This is a genomic window from Acidisoma sp. PAMC 29798 (assembly GCF_030252425.1).
Lineage (GTDB): Bacteria > Pseudomonadota > Alphaproteobacteria > Acetobacterales > Acetobacteraceae > Acidisoma > Acidisoma cladoniae.
In genome coordinates, this window is record NZ_CP126994.1 from 3,818,413 (window position 1) to 3,834,953 (window position 16,541).

At 64.7% G+C, this 16,541-nt stretch carries 14 protein-coding genes; 6 read left to right on the top strand and 8 right to left on the bottom strand.

From position 1 onward, the window contains the following. Nucleotides 1-9 precede the first annotated feature (9 nt). Entirely contained in the window at nucleotides 10-1,287 is a 1,278-nt protein-coding gene (locus QP803_RS18385) for an L-fuconate dehydratase (protein WP_284944934.1), read from the bottom strand. After that, a complete protein-coding gene (locus QP803_RS18390; protein WP_284944935.1) occupies nucleotides 1,287-2,027 on the bottom strand; it encodes an SDR family oxidoreductase in 741 nt (246 codons plus the stop codon). The genes QP803_RS18385 and QP803_RS18390 overlap by 1 nt, the downstream gene beginning before the upstream one ends. Before the next feature lie 115 nt (nucleotides 2,028-2,142). On the opposite strand from QP803_RS18390, the gene QP803_RS18395 reads away from it, so the two are divergent. Beyond that, nucleotides 2,143-2,895, top strand: a complete 753-nt coding sequence (locus QP803_RS18395; RefSeq protein WP_284944936.1) for a FadR/GntR family transcriptional regulator — start codon at nucleotides 2,143-2,145, stop codon at nucleotides 2,893-2,895. Nucleotides 2,896-2,914: 19 nt separating this feature from the next. Then, a complete protein-coding gene (locus QP803_RS18400) occupies nucleotides 2,915-4,465 on the top strand; it encodes a D-aminopeptidase (protein WP_284944937.1) in 1,551 nt (516 codons plus the stop codon). A gap of 245 nt (nucleotides 4,466-4,710) precedes the next feature. On the opposite strand, the gene QP803_RS18405 is transcribed toward QP803_RS18400, so the two are convergent. Further along, a complete protein-coding gene (locus QP803_RS18405) occupies nucleotides 4,711-5,496 on the bottom strand; it encodes an enoyl-CoA hydratase (RefSeq protein ID WP_284944938.1) in 786 nt (261 codons plus the stop codon). A gap of 141 nt (nucleotides 5,497-5,637) precedes the next feature. On the opposite strand from QP803_RS18405, the gene QP803_RS18410 reads away from it, so the two are divergent. The 3 genes from QP803_RS18410 to folE all read left to right on the top strand — a co-directional run bounded on the left by QP803_RS18410 (nucleotide 5,638) and on the right by folE (nucleotide 9,823). Next, nucleotides 5,638-7,434: an IlvD/Edd family dehydratase gene (locus QP803_RS18410; protein WP_284944939.1), complete on the top strand. Its 1,797-nt coding sequence runs from the start codon at nucleotides 5,638-5,640 to the stop codon at nucleotides 7,432-7,434. Nucleotides 7,435-7,659: 225 nt separating this feature from the next. Continuing rightward, nucleotides 7,660-9,108 carry a glycosyltransferase family 39 protein gene (locus tag QP803_RS18415; protein ID WP_284947955.1) on the top strand — a complete coding sequence of 483 codons (1,449 nt, stop codon included), beginning with the start codon at nucleotides 7,660-7,662 and terminating at the stop codon, nucleotides 9,106-9,108. A gap of 88 nt (nucleotides 9,109-9,196) precedes the next feature. Next, entirely contained in the window at nucleotides 9,197-9,823 is a 627-nt protein-coding gene (folE, locus tag QP803_RS18420; protein WP_284944940.1) for a GTP cyclohydrolase I FolE, read from the top strand. 133 nt (nucleotides 9,824-9,956) lie between these two features. Here the strand turns inward: folE and QP803_RS18425 are convergent, their stop codons facing one another. From QP803_RS18425 to QP803_RS18435, 3 genes are read right to left on the bottom strand one after another with little or no spacing between them, the layout of a single operon-like run. Beyond that, nucleotides 9,957-10,481, bottom strand: coding sequence for an ankyrin repeat domain-containing protein (locus QP803_RS18425; protein WP_284944941.1), 525 nt, complete (start codon nucleotides 10,479-10,481; stop codon nucleotides 9,957-9,959). Further along, nucleotides 10,478-11,332: an MOSC domain-containing protein gene (locus tag QP803_RS18430; protein WP_284944942.1), complete on the bottom strand. Its 855-nt coding sequence runs from the start codon at nucleotides 11,330-11,332 to the stop codon at nucleotides 10,478-10,480. The genes QP803_RS18425 and QP803_RS18430 overlap by 4 nt, the downstream gene beginning before the upstream one ends. A gap of 11 nt (nucleotides 11,333-11,343) precedes the next feature. Continuing rightward, entirely contained in the window at nucleotides 11,344-13,053 is a 1,710-nt protein-coding gene (locus QP803_RS18435; RefSeq protein WP_284944943.1) for a methyltransferase domain-containing protein, read from the bottom strand. Between the two features lie 175 nt (nucleotides 13,054-13,228). On the opposite strand from QP803_RS18435, the gene QP803_RS18440 reads away from it, so the two are divergent. Continuing rightward, nucleotides 13,229-14,704, top strand: coding sequence for an NADP-dependent isocitrate dehydrogenase (locus QP803_RS18440; RefSeq protein WP_284944944.1), 1,476 nt, complete (start codon nucleotides 13,229-13,231; stop codon nucleotides 14,702-14,704). 18 nt (nucleotides 14,705-14,722) lie between these two features. On the opposite strand, the gene QP803_RS18445 is transcribed toward QP803_RS18440, so the two are convergent. Both QP803_RS18445 and pgmG read right to left on the bottom strand, forming a co-directional pair. Further along, the gene (locus QP803_RS18445; RefSeq protein WP_284944945.1) at nucleotides 14,723-15,115 is read right to left on the bottom strand and encodes a gamma-glutamylcyclotransferase family protein; all 393 of its coding nucleotides are present in this window, start codon (nucleotides 15,113-15,115) and stop codon (nucleotides 14,723-14,725) included. 6 nt (nucleotides 15,116-15,121) lie between these two features. Further along, nucleotides 15,122-16,531 (bottom strand): phosphoglucomutase/phosphomannomutase PgmG, encoded by a 1,410-nt coding sequence (pgmG, locus tag QP803_RS18450; protein ID WP_284944946.1) that lies wholly within the window; start codon nucleotides 16,529-16,531, stop codon nucleotides 15,122-15,124. Nucleotides 16,532-16,541 lie beyond the last annotated feature (10 nt).

The following is a 16,541-nucleotide window of genomic DNA, read 5'->3' on the forward strand; positions in this document are numbered from 1 at the left end:
GGCGTTTTCCTACGGTCGATATTCAAATTGCGCGAGCGACGCGGGCTTCATCGTGATCGAGAAGCCCGGCGCATCCGGCGGCATATAAGCGGCGTCGCGAATGACGCAGGGATCGATGAAGTGCTGATGCAGATGATCGACATATTCGATCACCCGGTTTTCCTGGCTGCCTGATATCGCGAGGTAATCGATCATCGACAGATGCTGCACATATTCGCAGAGCCCGACGCCACCGGCATGCGGGCAGACCGGCAGGTCGTAGCGCGCGGCCATGAGCATGACGGCGAGGATTTCGTTCACGCCGCCCAGACGGCAACTATCGATCTGCACGATGTCGATGGCGCCGCGCATGATGAACTGCTTGAACAGGATGCGGTTCTGGCACATCTCCCCCGTCGCCACCTGCATCGGCGCGATGGCTTCACGAATCTGGCGATGGCCCTCGACATCGTCGGGGCTCGTCGGCTCCTCGATGAACCAGGGCTTGGCGAACTTCAGGTGATCCAGCCATGCGATGGCAGGCGCCACATCCCAGACCTGATTCGCATCGATCATCAAACGCCGATCCGGCCCCATCACCTCGCGGACGATGGTGAGGCGACGAATATCGTCATCAAGATCGCGGCCAACCTTCATCTTGATATAGTTGAAGCCGGCATCGACCGCGTCCTGCGCGAGCCGGCGTAGCTTCTCGTCGCTATAGCCGAGCCAACCGGCCGAAGTCGTGTAACTCGGATAGCCTTTGGCCAGCAGATGCGCGATGCGCGCATCCTTGCCGCGCGCGGCATCCGTCAAAAAGTCCAAGGACTCCTCGGGTGTGATGCAATCTGTGATGTAGCGGAAGTCGATCGACCGCACGATCTCCTCCGGGCTCATCTCCCCCACCAAACGCCAGACGGGCTTTCCCTCTGCTTTAGCCCAGAGATCCCAGACGGCGTTGACCACCGCACCGGTCGCGAGATGAATGGCGCCCTTGTCCGGCCCGATCCAGCGCAACTGGCTGTCCCCCGTCACATGCCGCCAGAACCGGCCGGGATTTTCCTTTACCCAATCAAGATCCAACCCGACCACGCGCGCAGCGAGCGCCCGGATGGCAGCACAGACGATTTCATTGCCGCGCCCGATGGTGAAGGTCAGGCCATGGCCTTGAAGCCCATCCTGGCTGGTTTCCAGGATGACATAAGCCGCCGAATAATCCGGATCGGGATTCATCGCATCCGATCCGTCCAGCATGGCCGAAGTCGGAAAGCGAACGTCGAGCGTGCGGAGGCCGGTGATGCGGATCATCAATTGGACCAGCCGCCGTCGATTACCTGCGCGGTTCCGGTCGTGTAGCTCGACTCGTCAGAGCCGAGATAGACCGCGAGCATCGCGATCTCCTCCACGCGGCCGACGCGACCCAAAGGTTGGCGCTTGATGAAGCCGGCGCGCGCCTCTTCCTCGGTAATGCCGCCACTCGCCGCCTGGGCGGCGATGCGCTCGTTGAGTGAGGGCGACTGCACCGTGCCAGGGCAGATGGCGTTGCAGCGGATGCCTTGCGTCACATAATCGGCGGCGACCGATTTGGTCAGGCCGAGCACGGCCGCCTTGCTGGCGCCATAGGCCGCGCGGTTCGGCACGCCTTTAAGCGAGGACGCCATCGACGCCATATTGACGATGGACCCGCCGCCCTGGGCCAGCATGCCGGGCAGGAAGGCGCGGATCATCCGGAACATCGCCGTGACATTGAGGTCAAAGGAAAGCTGCCAGGCGCGGTCATCGCAATCGAGGATGGAGCCTTGGTGCACATAGCCGGCGCAATTGAACAGGATATCCACGCGTCCGGCTTCGCTCGCCGCCTGGGTGATGGCCTCCGCCGACAGAACGTCCAGCACGCGGGTGGTGCAGCCGGTCAGCGTCGCAAGCGACGCTGCGTTCACATCGGTCGCGATCACCTCGGCGCCTTCGCGGATGAAGGCCTCGGCCGTCGCGCGCCCGATGCCCTGTCCCGCCGCCGTCATGAAGGCTCGCTTGCCCCGAAGCCGCATTATTCCCGTTTCCTCATTTATCATTTTGGGTCCGGCAAAGGACCAATGGCCGGACCACTTGCGATGTTGTAGGACTGGCTTCGTCCGCAGATCAAGGGGAGCGAGAGCGAAAAGAATGGCACTCGAAGCCATCCAGACCAGACGCATCTACAGCCAGATCGCCGATCAGCTTTGTGACCTGATCCGGCGCGGGGATTATCCACCCGGCAGCTTCTTGCCCTCGGAACGTGAGCTTGCGGCGGCATTGGAAGTCAGCCGGTCATCGGTGCGCGAAGCGTTGATCGCCCTGGAAGTGCTCGGCCTGGTCGATGTCCGCGTCGGCGCGGGGGTCGAGGTTTTGCGGCTTCCCGAAGACGCCAACAGCCGCGATGTCATGCGGCAAGTGATGCGCATGAGCCAGCCGGAACCCGACCCCGAGCTGCCGGTGACACTCGATCTGTCGGTCGAGATACCGCCGTTCGCCTTGCTCCAGGCCCGCAGATTGGTGGAGCCGGAGACGGCGGCCTTGGCGGCGGCCAATGCCTCCCCCGAGCAGATCACCCGGCTGCGCGCCGCTTTCGACCGCAATGTGCGTGACAACCGGGAGGGGTCTCACACCAATCCCGGTGATCGGCAATTCCACATCAACATTGCCCAGGCCAGCGGCAACCCCGCCTATGAAATGCTAATCACGCTTCTGCTCGGCCATCGCTACGGCACGATGTTCAAGCATCTGCAGCGCCTCTACACGCCGGACGACATGCCTTTCCGTTCGGAACAGGAACATTGGGAAGTGCTGAAGGCGATCATGGCGCGTGATCCGGGTGCGGCGCGCAGCCGGATGGCCTATCACCTGGACGCGGTCATCGCCATATTCGCCCGGGAATGAGCGTGGGAGACCAGACCGCATGAGCACACATCGCCTCAGCCGCACCTTGGCGTCACTCCCCGTCCGTTTCATGGGTCCCGGCGGCGCCGTGGCGGTTTTGCGAGACGGCGAGTTGATCGAGCGTCATGCCTGGGGCTGGGCCGATGCCGAGCGCCGCATTCCCTTCACGCCGCAGACGATGAGCCTGATCTGCTCCATCTCGAAGCAGTTCACCTGCGCGCTGCTGCTCGACCTGTTTCCTGATCCTTCGGTGCTCGATGGCGATCTGCGCCGGCGGCTGCCGCTGTTGGAGGAGGAAGCGCCGACCGTCCTGGACCTCTGCCACAATCAGTCCGGCCTGCGCGATTACTGGGCGACCGCCATGCTATGCGGCGCGCCGGTCGAGGGCGTCTTCGGCATGGCGGATGCGGACCGGCTGATCAGCCGCACGCGCAGCCTGCATTTCGCGGCGGGCACGCGGTATTCCTACTGCAACCAGAATTTCCGGCTGCTGTCGGACCTCATCGAGCAGCGCACCGGCCAAAGCTATGGCGATCTGTTGCGTGCGCATCTGTTTGACCGCGCCGGCATGCCGCTCGCACGCCTGAATGCGGATACCTCGCGCGTCGCCGGTGGCACGCTGGGCTATGAGGGCACGGTCGCGACGGGCTTCCGCCCCGCCGTCAACCACATCGTCTGGACGGGCGATGCGGGTATTTCTGCCTCGCTCGACGACATGATCGCCTGGGAGCAGTTCATCGATACGACGCGGGACGATGCGGAGGGTCTGTACAACCGTCTCTCCGCGCCGGTGACGTTCAAGGACGGCACGCCCGCCGTCTATGGGTTCGGTCTTGCCCGCGCGACCGCCTTTGGTCGTCGCGCGACCTGCCATGAAGGCGGATTGCGCGGCTGGCGCAGCTTCCGGATCAACCTGCCGGAGGACCGGCTTTCGGCCGTCGTCCTGTTCAACCATATGGCCGATCCGCGCGCCTGCGCCTTCGATCTATTGGCCGCCGCACTGGATGTGCCCGAACCTGTCGAGACGATCATCACCGGGGAATCCGGCTTCGCGGGCCGCTATCTGGAACCGGAAAGTGGCGTCGCCGTGCGGATCGAGCCGGCCGCCGAGCAGCGGCTGAGCCTGAAATTCGGCCATGGCGCCGATGTCTTGGCAGCGACCGAGGATGGCGACTTCCTGTCGACGGCCGTCCGACTATATCGGGACGGCGACGGCATCAGCATGACGCGGCACCACGAAAACCTGTCGAGCCTGCTGGTGCGCTGCGAGGGCGACAGCCCGACCGACATCGAAGGCGTCTTCCATTCCGAGGAACTGGCCGCCGACCTCACCTGCGTCTCAGCGGGCGGTGCGCTGTATGGCGCCTTCTCCGGCATGTTCGGGCGCGGCGCGATGGAGGCCTTGCTGCCCCATGGCGGTGACACCTGGCTGTTGCCGATGCCCCGTGCGCTGGACCAGAGCCCGCCCGGCGATTGGACCCTGACCTTCGAGCGCGACGGCAAGGGCCTGGTTGTGGCCGTCCAGGTCGGCTGCTGGCTCGCCCGCGATATTCGGTATCGTCGGGTTTGAGGCGAAGGCGACTCACCCCCACACGTCATGGTCGGCGAAGGCCGACCATCGCGGCTTCGTCGTGGCGCCCAAGAAAAGGCGTGGATCCTCGGCCTACGCCGAGGATGACGACGGGTCTGCGGGAAACACGATCCTCACCACCACACGTCATGGTCGGCGAAGGCCGACCATCCACGGCTTCGTCGTGGCGCCCAAGAAAAGGCGTGGATCCTCGGCCTGCGCCGAGGATGACGGTGCAAATATCCTCACCGCCCCTTAAAGTCCGGCTTCCGCTTTTCCACGAAAGCCGCCATGCCTTCCTTCTGGTCCTCGGTCGAGAAGGCCGCGTGGAAAGCCCGCCGCTCGCGCCGGATGCCCTCCGCCAGAGGCGACTCATAGGCCGCATCGACCAGCTCCTTCGCCAACAGCACCGCGACGGGTGACAGCCGCGCGATGCTGGCCGCGACCTTGCGCGCCTCGTCGAGCAAGGTATCGGCAGGCACCACACGGCTGACGAGGCCGGACCGCTCCGCCTCCGCCGCATCCATCATGCGGCCGGTAAGGATCATCTCCATCGCCTTCGCCTTGCCGATGGCCCGCGGCAGGCGCTGCGTGCCGCCGGCACCGGGTGGAATGCCGAGGGTGATCTCGGGCTGGCCAAACCGCGCGGTATCGGCCGCCAGGATGATGTCGCACATCATGGCCAGTTCGCAGCCGCCGCCCAGGGCATAGCCCGCCACCGCCGCGATCACCGGCGTGCGGCAATGGGCCACAGCCTCCCAGTTCCGGGTGATGAAGCCCTCGGTCACGGCCTGGGCGAAGGTCTTGTCGGCCATTTCCTTAATGTCGGCCCCGGCTGCGAAGGCCTTCTCCGATCCCGTGAGGATGATGGCGCCGACCTCTGGATCATCGTCGAGGATTGGGATGACCGTGCTCAGCTCGTCCATCATGGTGCTGTTGAGGGCATTGAGCGCCGCCGGACGATGGAGGCGGATGAGGGCGAAGCCCTCGCCCCGTTCCAGGATCAGGCATGTCAGGCTCGAAAAATCCATCTGCAACTCCCCGGAAGATGTCTGTTTCTAGCATGGGTCCGTCGGTTGACACTGTGGGGGGCGAGGGGCAGCCTGCGCCGCCCTCCGATTGGGGGTCGCTCGCCTGAGACGAAGGTGAGTCGTGACGAAGGGATCGCAGCGATGGCTAGCAACGACAACGAGAGCGGACCCCGGCGCCTGAGAAGCCGCCGTTGGTTCGACAACCCCTCCGATCCCGCCATGACGGCGCTCTATCTGGAGCGTTACATGAATTACGGCCTGACGCGCGCAGAGCTGCAAACCGGCCGCCCGATCATCGGCATTGCACAGACGGGCTCCGACCTCTCCCCCTGCAATCGCCATCATCTCGAACTCGCCAGCCGGGTGCGAGACGGTATTCGCGAAATGGGCGGCATTCCGCTCGAATTTCCCTGCCATCCGATTCAGGAAACCGGCAAGCGCCCGACCGCCGCGCTCGACCGCAACCTCGCCTATCTCAGCCTCGTCGAAGTGCTGCACGGCTATCCGCTGGACGGCGTCGTGCTCACCACCGGCTGCGACAAGACCACGCCCGCCTGCCTGATGGGCGCCGCGACGGTGAACATCCCCGCCATCGTGCTGTCCGGCGGACCGATGCTGGATGGCTGGTTCAAGGGCAAGCTCGCGGGGTCCGGCACCGTCGTCTGGCACGCGCGCAAGCTGCTCGCCGAGGGCGAGATCGAATACGAGGAATTCATGCAGATGGTGGCGGCCTCCGCCCCCTCCGCCGGCCATTGCAACACCATGGGTACGGCCAGTTCCATGAACGGCCTGGCCGAGGCGCTCGGCATGTCCCTGCCCGGCTGCTCCGCTATTCCCGCGCCATATCGCGAGCGCGGCCAGATGGCCTATGAGACCGGCAAGCGCATCGTGGGCATGGTGCATGAGAATTTGCGCCCGTCGGACATCATGACCAAGGCCGCCTTCGGCAATGCCGTGGTTGCCGCCGCAGCGCTCGGCGCGTCCTCCAACTGCCCGATCAGCATGATCGCCATTGCCCGCCACATGGGCGTTGACCACAGCCTGGACGATTGGCAGCGCCTCGGCCCGCAGATCCCCCTGCTGGTCGATATGCAGCCCGCCGGCCGCTACCTCGGCGAATCCTTTCATCGCGCCGGCGGTGTGCCGGCCGTGATGAAAGAACTGCTGGCCGCCGGCGTGGTGGACGGCACCGCCATGACGGTGACCGGCAAGACCATCGCCGAAAACCTGGAAGGTGTGCCGGACGGCGACCGCGAGGTCATCCGCGCCTATGGCCAGCCGCTGCGCGAAAATGCGGGCTATATCGTGCTGTCGGGCAATCTGTTCGAAACGGCGGTGATGAAGACCAGCGTCATCGATGCCGAATTCCGCGAGCGCTTCCTCAGCAACTCCGATCACCCCAATGTCTTCCTGGGCAAGGCCATTATTTTCGAGGGCCCCGAGGATTATCACAACCGGATCGAGAGCCCGGAGCTGGGCGCGGACGAGGATTCCGTCCTCATCATTCGCAATGTCGGGCCGGTGGGCTATCCGGGCAGCGCCGAGGTGGTGAACATGCAGCCGCCGGCGGTGCTTCTCAAGCGCGGCATCAATGCCTTGCCGACGATGGGGGATGGCCGTCAGTCCGGCACCTCCGGCAGCCCCTCGATCCTCAACATCTCCCCCGAAGCAGCCATCGGCGGCGGCTTGGCGCTGCTCAAGGATGGCGATCCCATCAGCATCGATCTCAACAATCGACGCGTGGACGTGTTGATTTCCGAGGCCGAACTGGCCGAACGCCGCGCGGCCTGGGTGCCCCCGGTGCTGGAGAACAAGACGCCCTGGGAAGAGATCTACCGCAGCATGGTGGGGCAGATGGGCACCGGCGCCTGCCTGGAACCCGCCACCCAGTACCTCGACATCATCGAGCGGCGCGGCGAGTCACGGAACAACCACTGAGGGGCTGGGAATACAACCATCATCGTCATGCGCGGACTTGATCCGCGCACCTACCCGTAAAGGCGCCCAAACGCCGTCATGGCGCCACCAAGGATAGGTCCCCCGATCAAGTCGGGGGATGACGAATGAGGGTGACCTGGAGCAATTCCCGACGACGCGTGCAGGACAAAACCCCTGAACCCTCTTCTTCTCCTGATTGTCGCCACCGGCCTGATCCGTCTCGTGATGGGCTGGGCCTTGGGACTCGGCGTGGACGAGACCTATATGGTCGCGGCCAGCCGCCATCTCGCCCTGTCCTATTACGACCACCCCCCGGTGTCCTGGTGGCTGACCCATGCGGCGATGAGCCTGACCGGCAGCGACGCGCCGGTGGTCGTCCGCATGCCGTTCATCCTGCTCTTCGCGCTCACCACCTGGCTGATGGCGCGGCTGACGACCGATCTGTTCGACGCGCGGGCCGGGCTTTGGGCCGCCGTCATCCTCAACCTCTCGCCCGTCTATGCCATCACAGCCGGCGGCTGGGTGCTGCCGGATGGCCCACTCGACTGCGCGCTCCTCGGCTTCGCGATCTTTGCGGCGCGAGCGGTGGGTGTCGTGCCCTGTCGCAACACCTGGCTGAACTGGCTCGGCGCGGGCCTCTTCGCCGGCCTTGCCATGCTGTCCAAATACAATGCGGCGCTGGTGCTGATCGGACTGCCCGCCTTCCTGCTGACAACCCGCCATGGCCGCACCTGGCTGGGGCGGCCCGAGCCCTGGGTCGCTGGATTGGTCGCGGTCCTCATCTTCAGCCCGGTCATCGTCTGGAACCTCGCCCATGGCTGGGCCTCCTTCGCCTTCCAGGGCAGCCGCGCGGGCGGTCTTCGCTTCCAGCCCTTGGCCCCCTTCGGCGTCTGGGCGGGGGAGGCCTTGTTCGTCCTGCCCTGGATCTGGCTGCCACTGATCCTGCTCTGGCTGCGCGCCCTGCGGCGTGGTCCGACCGAGCCGCGTGGCTGGCTGCTCGCCCTGCTGGCGGCGACCCCCATCCTGTTATTCGCGATCGTCGCCCTCTGGTCGTCCCGCCATATCCTGTTCCACTGGTCGACCCCCGGCACGCTGATGCTGTTTCCCCTGCTCGGCGCCGAAATCTCCCGCCGCATGGCCCTCGGCGCGCCGAGGCTGCGCCGGACGATGATCGGCACCGCCGCGTTCCTGCTGGTCGTGCTGGCCCTTGCCGGCAGTGAAATGCGCCTGAACTGGGTCTCGGCCCTTTTCGGGCCGCGCGTCCTCGCCCATGCCGGCGATGTCGCGGGGGCGGTGAACTGGAGCGGCCTGAAGCCGGAGCTGGAGGCGCGGGGCTTGCTGACAACACCGGGCCTGGTGATCGGCGTCACCCGGTGGAGCGATGCCGGCAAGATCGACTACGAACTCGGCGGCACCATTCCGGTGGTGATCCTGGTGGCGGACGCTCGAGAATACGGCATTTTGGCGCCGCCTGCGCGATTTGCCGGACGACCGATCCTCATGCTGGTGCCGCGTTCGGACCCCGCGGAACTCGCCGCCCGCTTTTCACCCTTATTCGCCCACCTGACGGTCCTGCCGTCTTTGCCGATCCTGTTTGCAGGCTTTCCGATGATGACCATATCGGTGCTGAGGGGCGATGGTTTTGACGGCTCAACCCTTAGAAAAAAGCACTAGCGCAACAAAACGTGAGTAGGCCGTCTGGTCCAGTTGCATACGCGCCTCAGGGCGCTTCTAATCCCGCCGCCTTTGACGGAGCCAAGCCTTGGACACGCAGATACCGACGCCCTCGACAAACATCGATCGACCGAGCCAGGAGGAGGCAGAAGCAGCCGTTCGTACCCTGCTGCGCTGGGCGGGCGAAGACCCGACCCGCGAAGGGTTGCGTGACACGCCCGGGCGTGTCACCCGCGCGTATGGGGAGTATTTCGGTGGCTATACCATCGACCCCGTTTCGCTGCTGACGCGCACCTTCTCCGAGACCGAAGGCTATGACGAGATCGTTCTGCTGCGTGATATTCGCTTCGAGAGCTGTTGCGAACATCACATGGCGCCGATCATCGGCCGCGCCCATGTCGCCTATCTTCCGCGCACGCGCGTCGTCGGCATCAGCAAGCTGGCGCGCGTGGTCGATGCCTATGCCCGCCGCCTGCAAATCCAGGAAAAGATGACGGCGCAAATCGCCAATACGATCGACGAGGTGTTGCAGCCCTTGGGCGTCGCCGTCGTGATTGAGGCGGTGCATCAATGCATGACGACGCGCGGGGTGCATCGTCCCGGCACCAGCCTCACCACCAGCCGGATGCTCGGCGCTTTCCGCACCAATGATGCGACACGACGGGAAGTGATGGCGATGATCCAGCGACCCGGCACCGGCACCCGCGAGGGGTAGCTTTTTCTCGTCATCCCCGACTTGATCGTGGGACCGACCCGTTGCGACGCCCACACATCGTCAGGGCGCCGCAACGGGCAGGCCCGCGGATCAAGTCCGCGGGTGACAGCTTAGGTTGGAGCGCCAGCCTTTTCTAAACCTCGCTCTTCAGCCGATCATAGATCGTCGGGTCGCTTTGGCCGGTCGCAAGATCGAGCGCCGTCCGGCCTTCCTCGTCCGCGAGGCCGGGATCGGCACCGGATTCGAGCAACAGATCGACCATCGCCGCGCGCCCGAACATGACGGCGAACATCAGCGGCGTGCGGCCCATGTCGTTGCGGGCATCCACCGCCGCACCAGCCGCGATCAGCCGCGCCGCAATCTCCCGCTCATCCTTGAAAGCGACGCCGGCGAGTGCGGTCGCGCCCTTGGCATCCCGCGCATCGACATCGGCGCCCGCCTTCAACAGAAGCTCGACCACACCGGCATGGCCATTGTACGAGGCGAGAATGATGGGCGGAAAGCCACGGCTGTTGGGCCGGTTTGGGTCCACGCCCTGGCGCAGAAACTCCGCCAGCAATTCTTCCCGGCCATCTCGCGCCGCACCGTAATACAAAAGCTCGACCTGTTCCTCGGTCAGCCCAGGTGGTGCCTCCGGTGTCTCGTCCGGTTCGGTCATCCCACGTCCTTTGGTGGGATTGGGCGCAGATTGCTCTCCCCGGCCTCGAGCACCGTGATGCGGTCGCCGATCGCGATCCGGCCGGGTCCATCGGGGATCAAATTCTGGCCGAACATCACGCCGCCCTGGGCCCGCCGGATGCGCCCCAAGGCGCGCAGTGGCTCGGTCTTGTCCGGTCTCTCCCCAGTGGTTTGATCCACCGTCGTGACCGCACACCGGGCGCATGGCTTGGCCACGCGGAAGGTGACATCGCCGATGCGGATACGCTTCCAGCGATCTTCTTCCCAGGCGGAGAGGCCACTGACGACGATATTGGGCCGAAACCGGGTCATGCCGATCGGATGGTCGAGTTCCTGGTTGAGGGCATCGAGGGAGGCGAGATTCGTCAACAACACGGGGAAGCCGTCACTGAAGGCCGCGCGGTCACCCGGCGCGCCGAAGGCCGGGTCCACCGGCCGCACATCCATATCGTCCATATAAACCAGGCCGCAGGGGAGGCCGAGCCGATCGCTCAGCCAGGCCGCCGCGTCCGGACCCGCATCGAGCGCCGGCACAGGGTCGCTCCAGACCATGACCTGCCGCCGTTCGGCCGAGGCTTTGGGGATCGGCACCGTCATTGCGGGCGCATCGTCTGACGACAGGATCAGCCCGCCGGGCCCGGCATGGGCCCCGACGCGCGCCATGATTGGCAGCGCCCGCTGCGTCAGAAAGGTGCCGTCGGGCTGCACCACCATCCAGCGGCGATCGTGCTCGAAACCCCAGATTGCGACATCGACCGTATCGCGCGCATAGCCGCGCAAGGCCTTGACGGGGTAGAGCCAGAGGTCGTCGACGATCGGACTATCGTCCACGGCCTTTCCCTTCAGGTCGCAAGTGCAGGCACCCGTTCCAGCAAGGCGCGGGTCAAGACGTCGCGCCGCTGGATCAGGCTGCGATACCACAGCACGCGATCGGCCATCTGATAGGCATCCATCCGGGTCGTGGCGATCAGGTGTCGCGCCGACTCCGCCAACGGAAGGGCGAGTGCCGGCATCTGAACGAGCCTGACCAGGCGATCATACAGCTCCTCCCCATCGCGGAAGATCAGACCGTTGACGCCATCCTCGATCGAACCCGCATAGACGATGGGGCTGGCCAGGGCGACAGCCCGCGCCCCACCGGCTTCGATAAACTTGAGGTCGGACTTCGCCCTGTTGAAGGGCGTATCGCGCAGCGGCATGAAGCTGATCTCGCACTGCGCGAGCAAACCGACATAGGTCTGGTAATCGCAGAGCGGCGTGAAGGATTTGTGCGGCGTTTCCAACGCCTCAAAAAATGCCTGATCGTTGACGACGCTGAATTGCAGGCGCGAACCGAGCGCGGCGGCGGCGGCGTTCAGGGCCGGCATGTAAGGCTCCCAGTCCTGCTGCCGGTTGAGCGCCCCGAAGAACAGCGTCATCGTGTCGTTCGATTTGAAATTCATAGGCGGCATCAATTGCATGATGCCGTTGCGGAAGACCCTGACTTCGGGATTCTGCTCACGCAACGTCTCGGCCAGCACATTGGTGCTCGTCTGCACGGCATGCGCCGCGCGGAAGTTCATCAGGTTATCGTCTCTCAGACCGGGCAGAAAATCCGGCAGGTCATCGAATTCGGTCACCACCAGGAAGCCGCGTCGCAGCAGGTAGCGGAAGATCGCCAGCCCTTCCTCACCCACGAGCAGGGGTCGATGCAGAATGCAGATCGCCGGCAGGTCAACCGTGGGTTGCGGAAACTTATCCAGCTCCCCCACTTGCACGATGACGGAGGCATCGGTCTGCAAGGCCCGGAACGGGTGAATGACGCGAATGTCGCTCACCCCCGCATAAGGGCTCAACATGGTGCCGCGCACCGCGAAACGCGGTTGCTCCACGCGTCTTGCACGCCAGACATACTGCAGCGGCGCCGAGCGGGAGATATAGCTCTCGCGGGACACACCAAGCCGCGCCAAAGTCTCAGCGATCGCATCGGCGAAATGCGCCGGGCCTTCGCGATCGAAAATCCGGGCCGTGACGTCACACAGGGTCAGGCCCGCCCCAAGCAAGGCTTTGCGCATCGTCTCCTGGGTGAACCAGCGCAGATGTGTGCGGTCGAGTATGCCGCTGTCATCATAGTCGAAGGTGCCGTCGATCAGACGGCGCGCAACACTCCAATGGCCGACGTTCGGCACGCAGATTAGCATGACGCCCGTCTCGCTCAACAACGCCGCATGCTCACGCAGAATCCTCCACGGATCCTTCAGATGCTCCAGCACATCGCCATAGATGATACAGTCATAACCGCCGGGAACCTCGAAGGGCAGCGGCCCGGTTTCGACATCCAGAAGCGCCACCTCCGACAGCCGGGTCGCGGCGACCCGAAGGGCGGCAATGTCGGTATCGACGCCGAGGTAGCGCACGCGGGGGTTGCGCCGGCGATGCACCGCCCCCAGCAAGCCCATATGACATCCGACATCGAGCACGACCTTGGCATCGGCCGGGATGCGGTCCAGCAAGTCAGGGTTCAGATTGTCGGGGTAGGAGGTGACGACCGGCGCATCCTGCGTGAGGCTCAAAGTCGTCTTTCCTCCCTTAGCAAGCACGCGCGCTTGGAGCGGCTGATGTCCGACCGAACTCTATGCTGCACTGCATGATAAGGGCGCATGGGAGCGTCAGCGTCATAAACGCTGGCAGCATAACCCAGCGGCGCGCAAAAACCCACCGCTAGCAAATGATGCGACGAGGTTCGATATGGATGTTCTCAGCAAGTCGGTCGGGACGGTTTTCCCCGCGACCCAGACGACCATCACCGCCATCGCAGGCGATGGAATCGGGCCCGAGGTCATGCGGGCCGTCCAGCGCATCCTGGCCGCCGCGGGCGCGATGATCACCTGGGAAGAGGCCGAAGCCGGCGCTGAAGTCTTCCGCCGTGGCATCGCCTCCGGCGTGCCGCAGGACACGCTGGACAGCATCGCCCGCACTGGCTTGGTCCTGAAAGGACCGCTCGAGACGCCCGTGGGTTTCGGCGGCAAGTCCGCCAACGTCACCCTGCGCAAGTTCTTCGAGCTTTATGCCAATATCCGCCCGGTGCGTGAGCTGCCTGGCATCACGACGCCCTTCAGCGGCCGCGGCATCGACCTCGTCATCGTGCGCGAGAACGTCGAGGACCTCTATACCGGCATCGAGCATATGCAGACCGCCGGCGCCGCCCAATGCCTTAAGCTCATTACCGAGCCCGGATCGGAGCGGATCATCCGCCTCGCTTTCGCCCTGACCCAGGCCGAGGCCCGCTCGCGCCTCGTCTGCGCCACCAAGGCGAATATCATGAAAATGACCGAGGGCATGATGAAGCGCGTGTTTGAGCGCGTTTCGCCCGAATACGCCTCGGTCACGCCCACGCATATGATCATCGACAATTGCGCCCATCAGCTCGTGATCGCCCCGGAACAGTTTGATGTCATCGTCGCCACGAACATGAACGGCGACATCATCAGCGATCTGGCAGCCGGCCTGGTCGGCGGCCTGGGCGTTGCGCAATCCGCAAATATCGGTGACAGCGCGGCGATGTTCGAGGCGGTGCACGGGTCCGCCCCGCAAATCGCTGGCAAGGACCTCGCCAACCCGACCGCCCTGCTGCTGTCCACGGTCATGATGCTGCGCCATATCCGCGACTTCACAGCCGCCGAAAAGGTCGAGCAGGCGCTGCTCGTGACGCTGGAGGAAGGCCGCAACCTGACCGGGGATGTGGCGCCCAAGGGTACCGGCGTCGGCACCACCGCCTTTACCGAGCAGGTGATCGCCAATCTCGGCCGGGTCAGCCGCTACCCGTCGCGCCAGTATCAGCCGCTCCAGATGCCGGTCTGGCCGGATGTCGTGTGGCACCGCCCGACCCTGCATGAGACGGTGGGCCTCGATGTCTTTGTCGAGACCGATGCGGCGCCCGAAGCCCTTGCGGCGTCGTTGCAGGCGGTGATCGGCGGCTCGGCCTTCACCTTGAAGATGATCGAAAATCGCGGCGCCCAGGTCTGGCCAGCGCGAACCGGCAAGCCGTTCCTGGTCGATCTGTTCCGCTGCCGCTTCATGCTGTCCGCGCCGACGGGCAATGCCGACGCCGAGATCGCGCAGCTCATCGGCCGGATCAGTGCCGGGCATCACTGGATGCATTTGGAGAAGCTGCAGCGGTTCGATGGGGTCGATGGCTATACGCTCGCTCAGGGCGAGAATTAGACCGGGTTTCGTCCCGCCCTACGCGTGGCGCGTCGTCGATCGCTCGACCCGCGCCCGCAAGGGGTCCGCCAGATCAGTCCAGAGTCGCTTGGTCACAGCGCGCGCCACCCAAACCCCCGCAATACGGGGTTTGCCGTCAACCACAACACGCACGCGCTTTAAGGTATAGGCACTGCCCTCATAGGCGATCAACCGGGGTTGGGCGGCGGCCGTAAGATGCGCCACGAAGCCTGAGACCGCCGCGCCGCGTGACCGGCTGACCGAGGCATAGCGGGCGCCCCAATTGCCGATATGGACGCGGGTCCATCCCTCCAGCCGCGCCGGACGAAGGGTGCGGCCGATCCGCGGATCCCCGGCGATCTGCCCGAGCAGGGTCGGATCGCGGAGAGAGCCGTACAGAAAGATCAGCACGCGGGTTTAGTGACCCGAAGACGCACCCGTGAAATCTGGCGCCGCGAGGCCGGAGGCTTGGAGCTGCTCGGCGAGCGCGGCCTTCAGCCGCTCCAGCCCTTGCTCGTTCTTCGCCTCGGCACGGGCGACGAGCACAGACTGGGTATTGGAGGCCCGTAGCAACCACCAGCCGTCCGCCGTCGTGACGCGAACGCCGTCGATATCGGAAACCTTGGCACCCGACGCACTCAGCCGCGCCGCCACTTCCGCGATGACGCCGAACTTGCGTTCATCGGCACAGTCGAACCGCAGTTCCGGGGTATTCACCACCGCCGGCAGGGCGCCGCGCAGTTCGGCAAGGCTCAGCGGTGACCGCGCCACGATGCCCAGCAAGCGGATGGCGGCATACAGCGCATCGTCAAAGCCGAACCACTTATCCGCGAAGAAGACATGCCCAGACATTTCGGCCGCCAACGGCGAGCCCGTCTCGGCCATCTTCGCCTTGATCAGGCTGTGACCGGTTTTCCACATCAGCGGCGTGCCGCCCGCGCGGGCGATTTCGTCGAACAGGACCTGGCTCGCCTTGACGTCGGAAATAATGATGCCCCTGGGGTAGGACTTCAGCACATCGCGCGCCAGGATGACGAGCAACTGGTCCCCGAACAGGATATTGCCCTCGCCATCGACCGCGCCGATGCGGTCCGCATCGCCATCGAAGGCGATGCCGAGGTCGGCGCCCTTGTCCTTGACCGTCTTGATCAGCACTTCGAGGTTCTTCGGAACCGTGGGGTCCGGATGGTGGTTGGGGAAACGGCCGTCGATATCGGCATAGAGAACAGTATGCTCACCCGGAATGTGGTGGATGAGCTTCTGCAACACTTCTCCGGCGGCACCGTTGCCATTGTCCCAGACGATCTTGAGCTTCTGGTCCCCGCCATCCCAATCCCGCGCCAGACGCGCGACATAGTCGTCCGTGATGTCCAAATCTTTTTCATGACCGGTCGTCTCGGCAACCACATCCCCGGCGGCAGAGAGCCGACCGAGTTCAGTGATGTCCGCGCCGAAAAACGGCTTGCGGCCGATCATCATCTTGAAGCCGTTATATTCCGGCGGATTGTGGCTGCCCGTGACCATGACGGCGCCATCGGTATCGCGGGTGAAGGCTGCGAAATACAGCAATGGCGTCGGACCACGGCCGACACGGATGACGTTCATGCCGGAGGCCTTGAGACCCTCGACCAAAGGCTGCTCCAAATCCGGCGAATGCGTGCGGCCGTCATAGCCAACGGCCACGGTATTGCCGCCCTTGCGGGCGATCATGCTGCCGAAGGTACGGCCAATCGCGAAACCATCCGCAGGATTAAGCGTTTTGCCGACGACGCCCCGGATATCGTATTCCCGCAGGGAGGTCGGGTCGAAGCTATGGGAAAATGTCATCGGCCCAACT

Coding starts and splice junctions, on each gene's coding strand:
- QP803_RS18385 (WP_284944934.1), bottom strand. CDS start 1,287: ATGATCCGCATCACCGGCCTCCGCACGCTCGACGTTCGCTTTCCGACT.
- QP803_RS18390 (WP_284944935.1), bottom strand. CDS start 2,027: ATGCGGCTTCGGGGCAAGCGAGCCTTCATGACGGCGGCGGGACAGGGC.
- QP803_RS18395 (WP_284944936.1), top strand. CDS start 2,143: ATGGCACTCGAAGCCATCCAGACCAGACGCATCTACAGCCAGATCGCC.
- QP803_RS18400 (WP_284944937.1), top strand. CDS start 2,915: ATGAGCACACATCGCCTCAGCCGCACCTTGGCGTCACTCCCCGTCCGT.
- QP803_RS18405 (WP_284944938.1), bottom strand. CDS start 5,496: ATGGATTTTTCGAGCCTGACATGCCTGATCCTGGAACGGGGCGAGGGC.
- QP803_RS18410 (WP_284944939.1), top strand. CDS start 5,638: ATGGCTAGCAACGACAACGAGAGCGGACCCCGGCGCCTGAGAAGCCGC.
- QP803_RS18415 (WP_284947955.1), top strand. CDS start 7,660: ATGGGCTGGGCCTTGGGACTCGGCGTGGACGAGACCTATATGGTCGCG.
- QP803_RS18425 (WP_284944941.1), bottom strand. CDS start 10,481: ATGACCGAACCGGACGAGACACCGGAGGCACCACCTGGGCTGACCGAG.
- QP803_RS18440 (WP_284944944.1), top strand. CDS start 13,229: ATGGATGTTCTCAGCAAGTCGGTCGGGACGGTTTTCCCCGCGACCCAG.
- pgmG (WP_284944946.1), bottom strand. CDS start 16,531: ATGACATTTTCCCATAGCTTCGACCCGACCTCCCTGCGGGAATACGAT.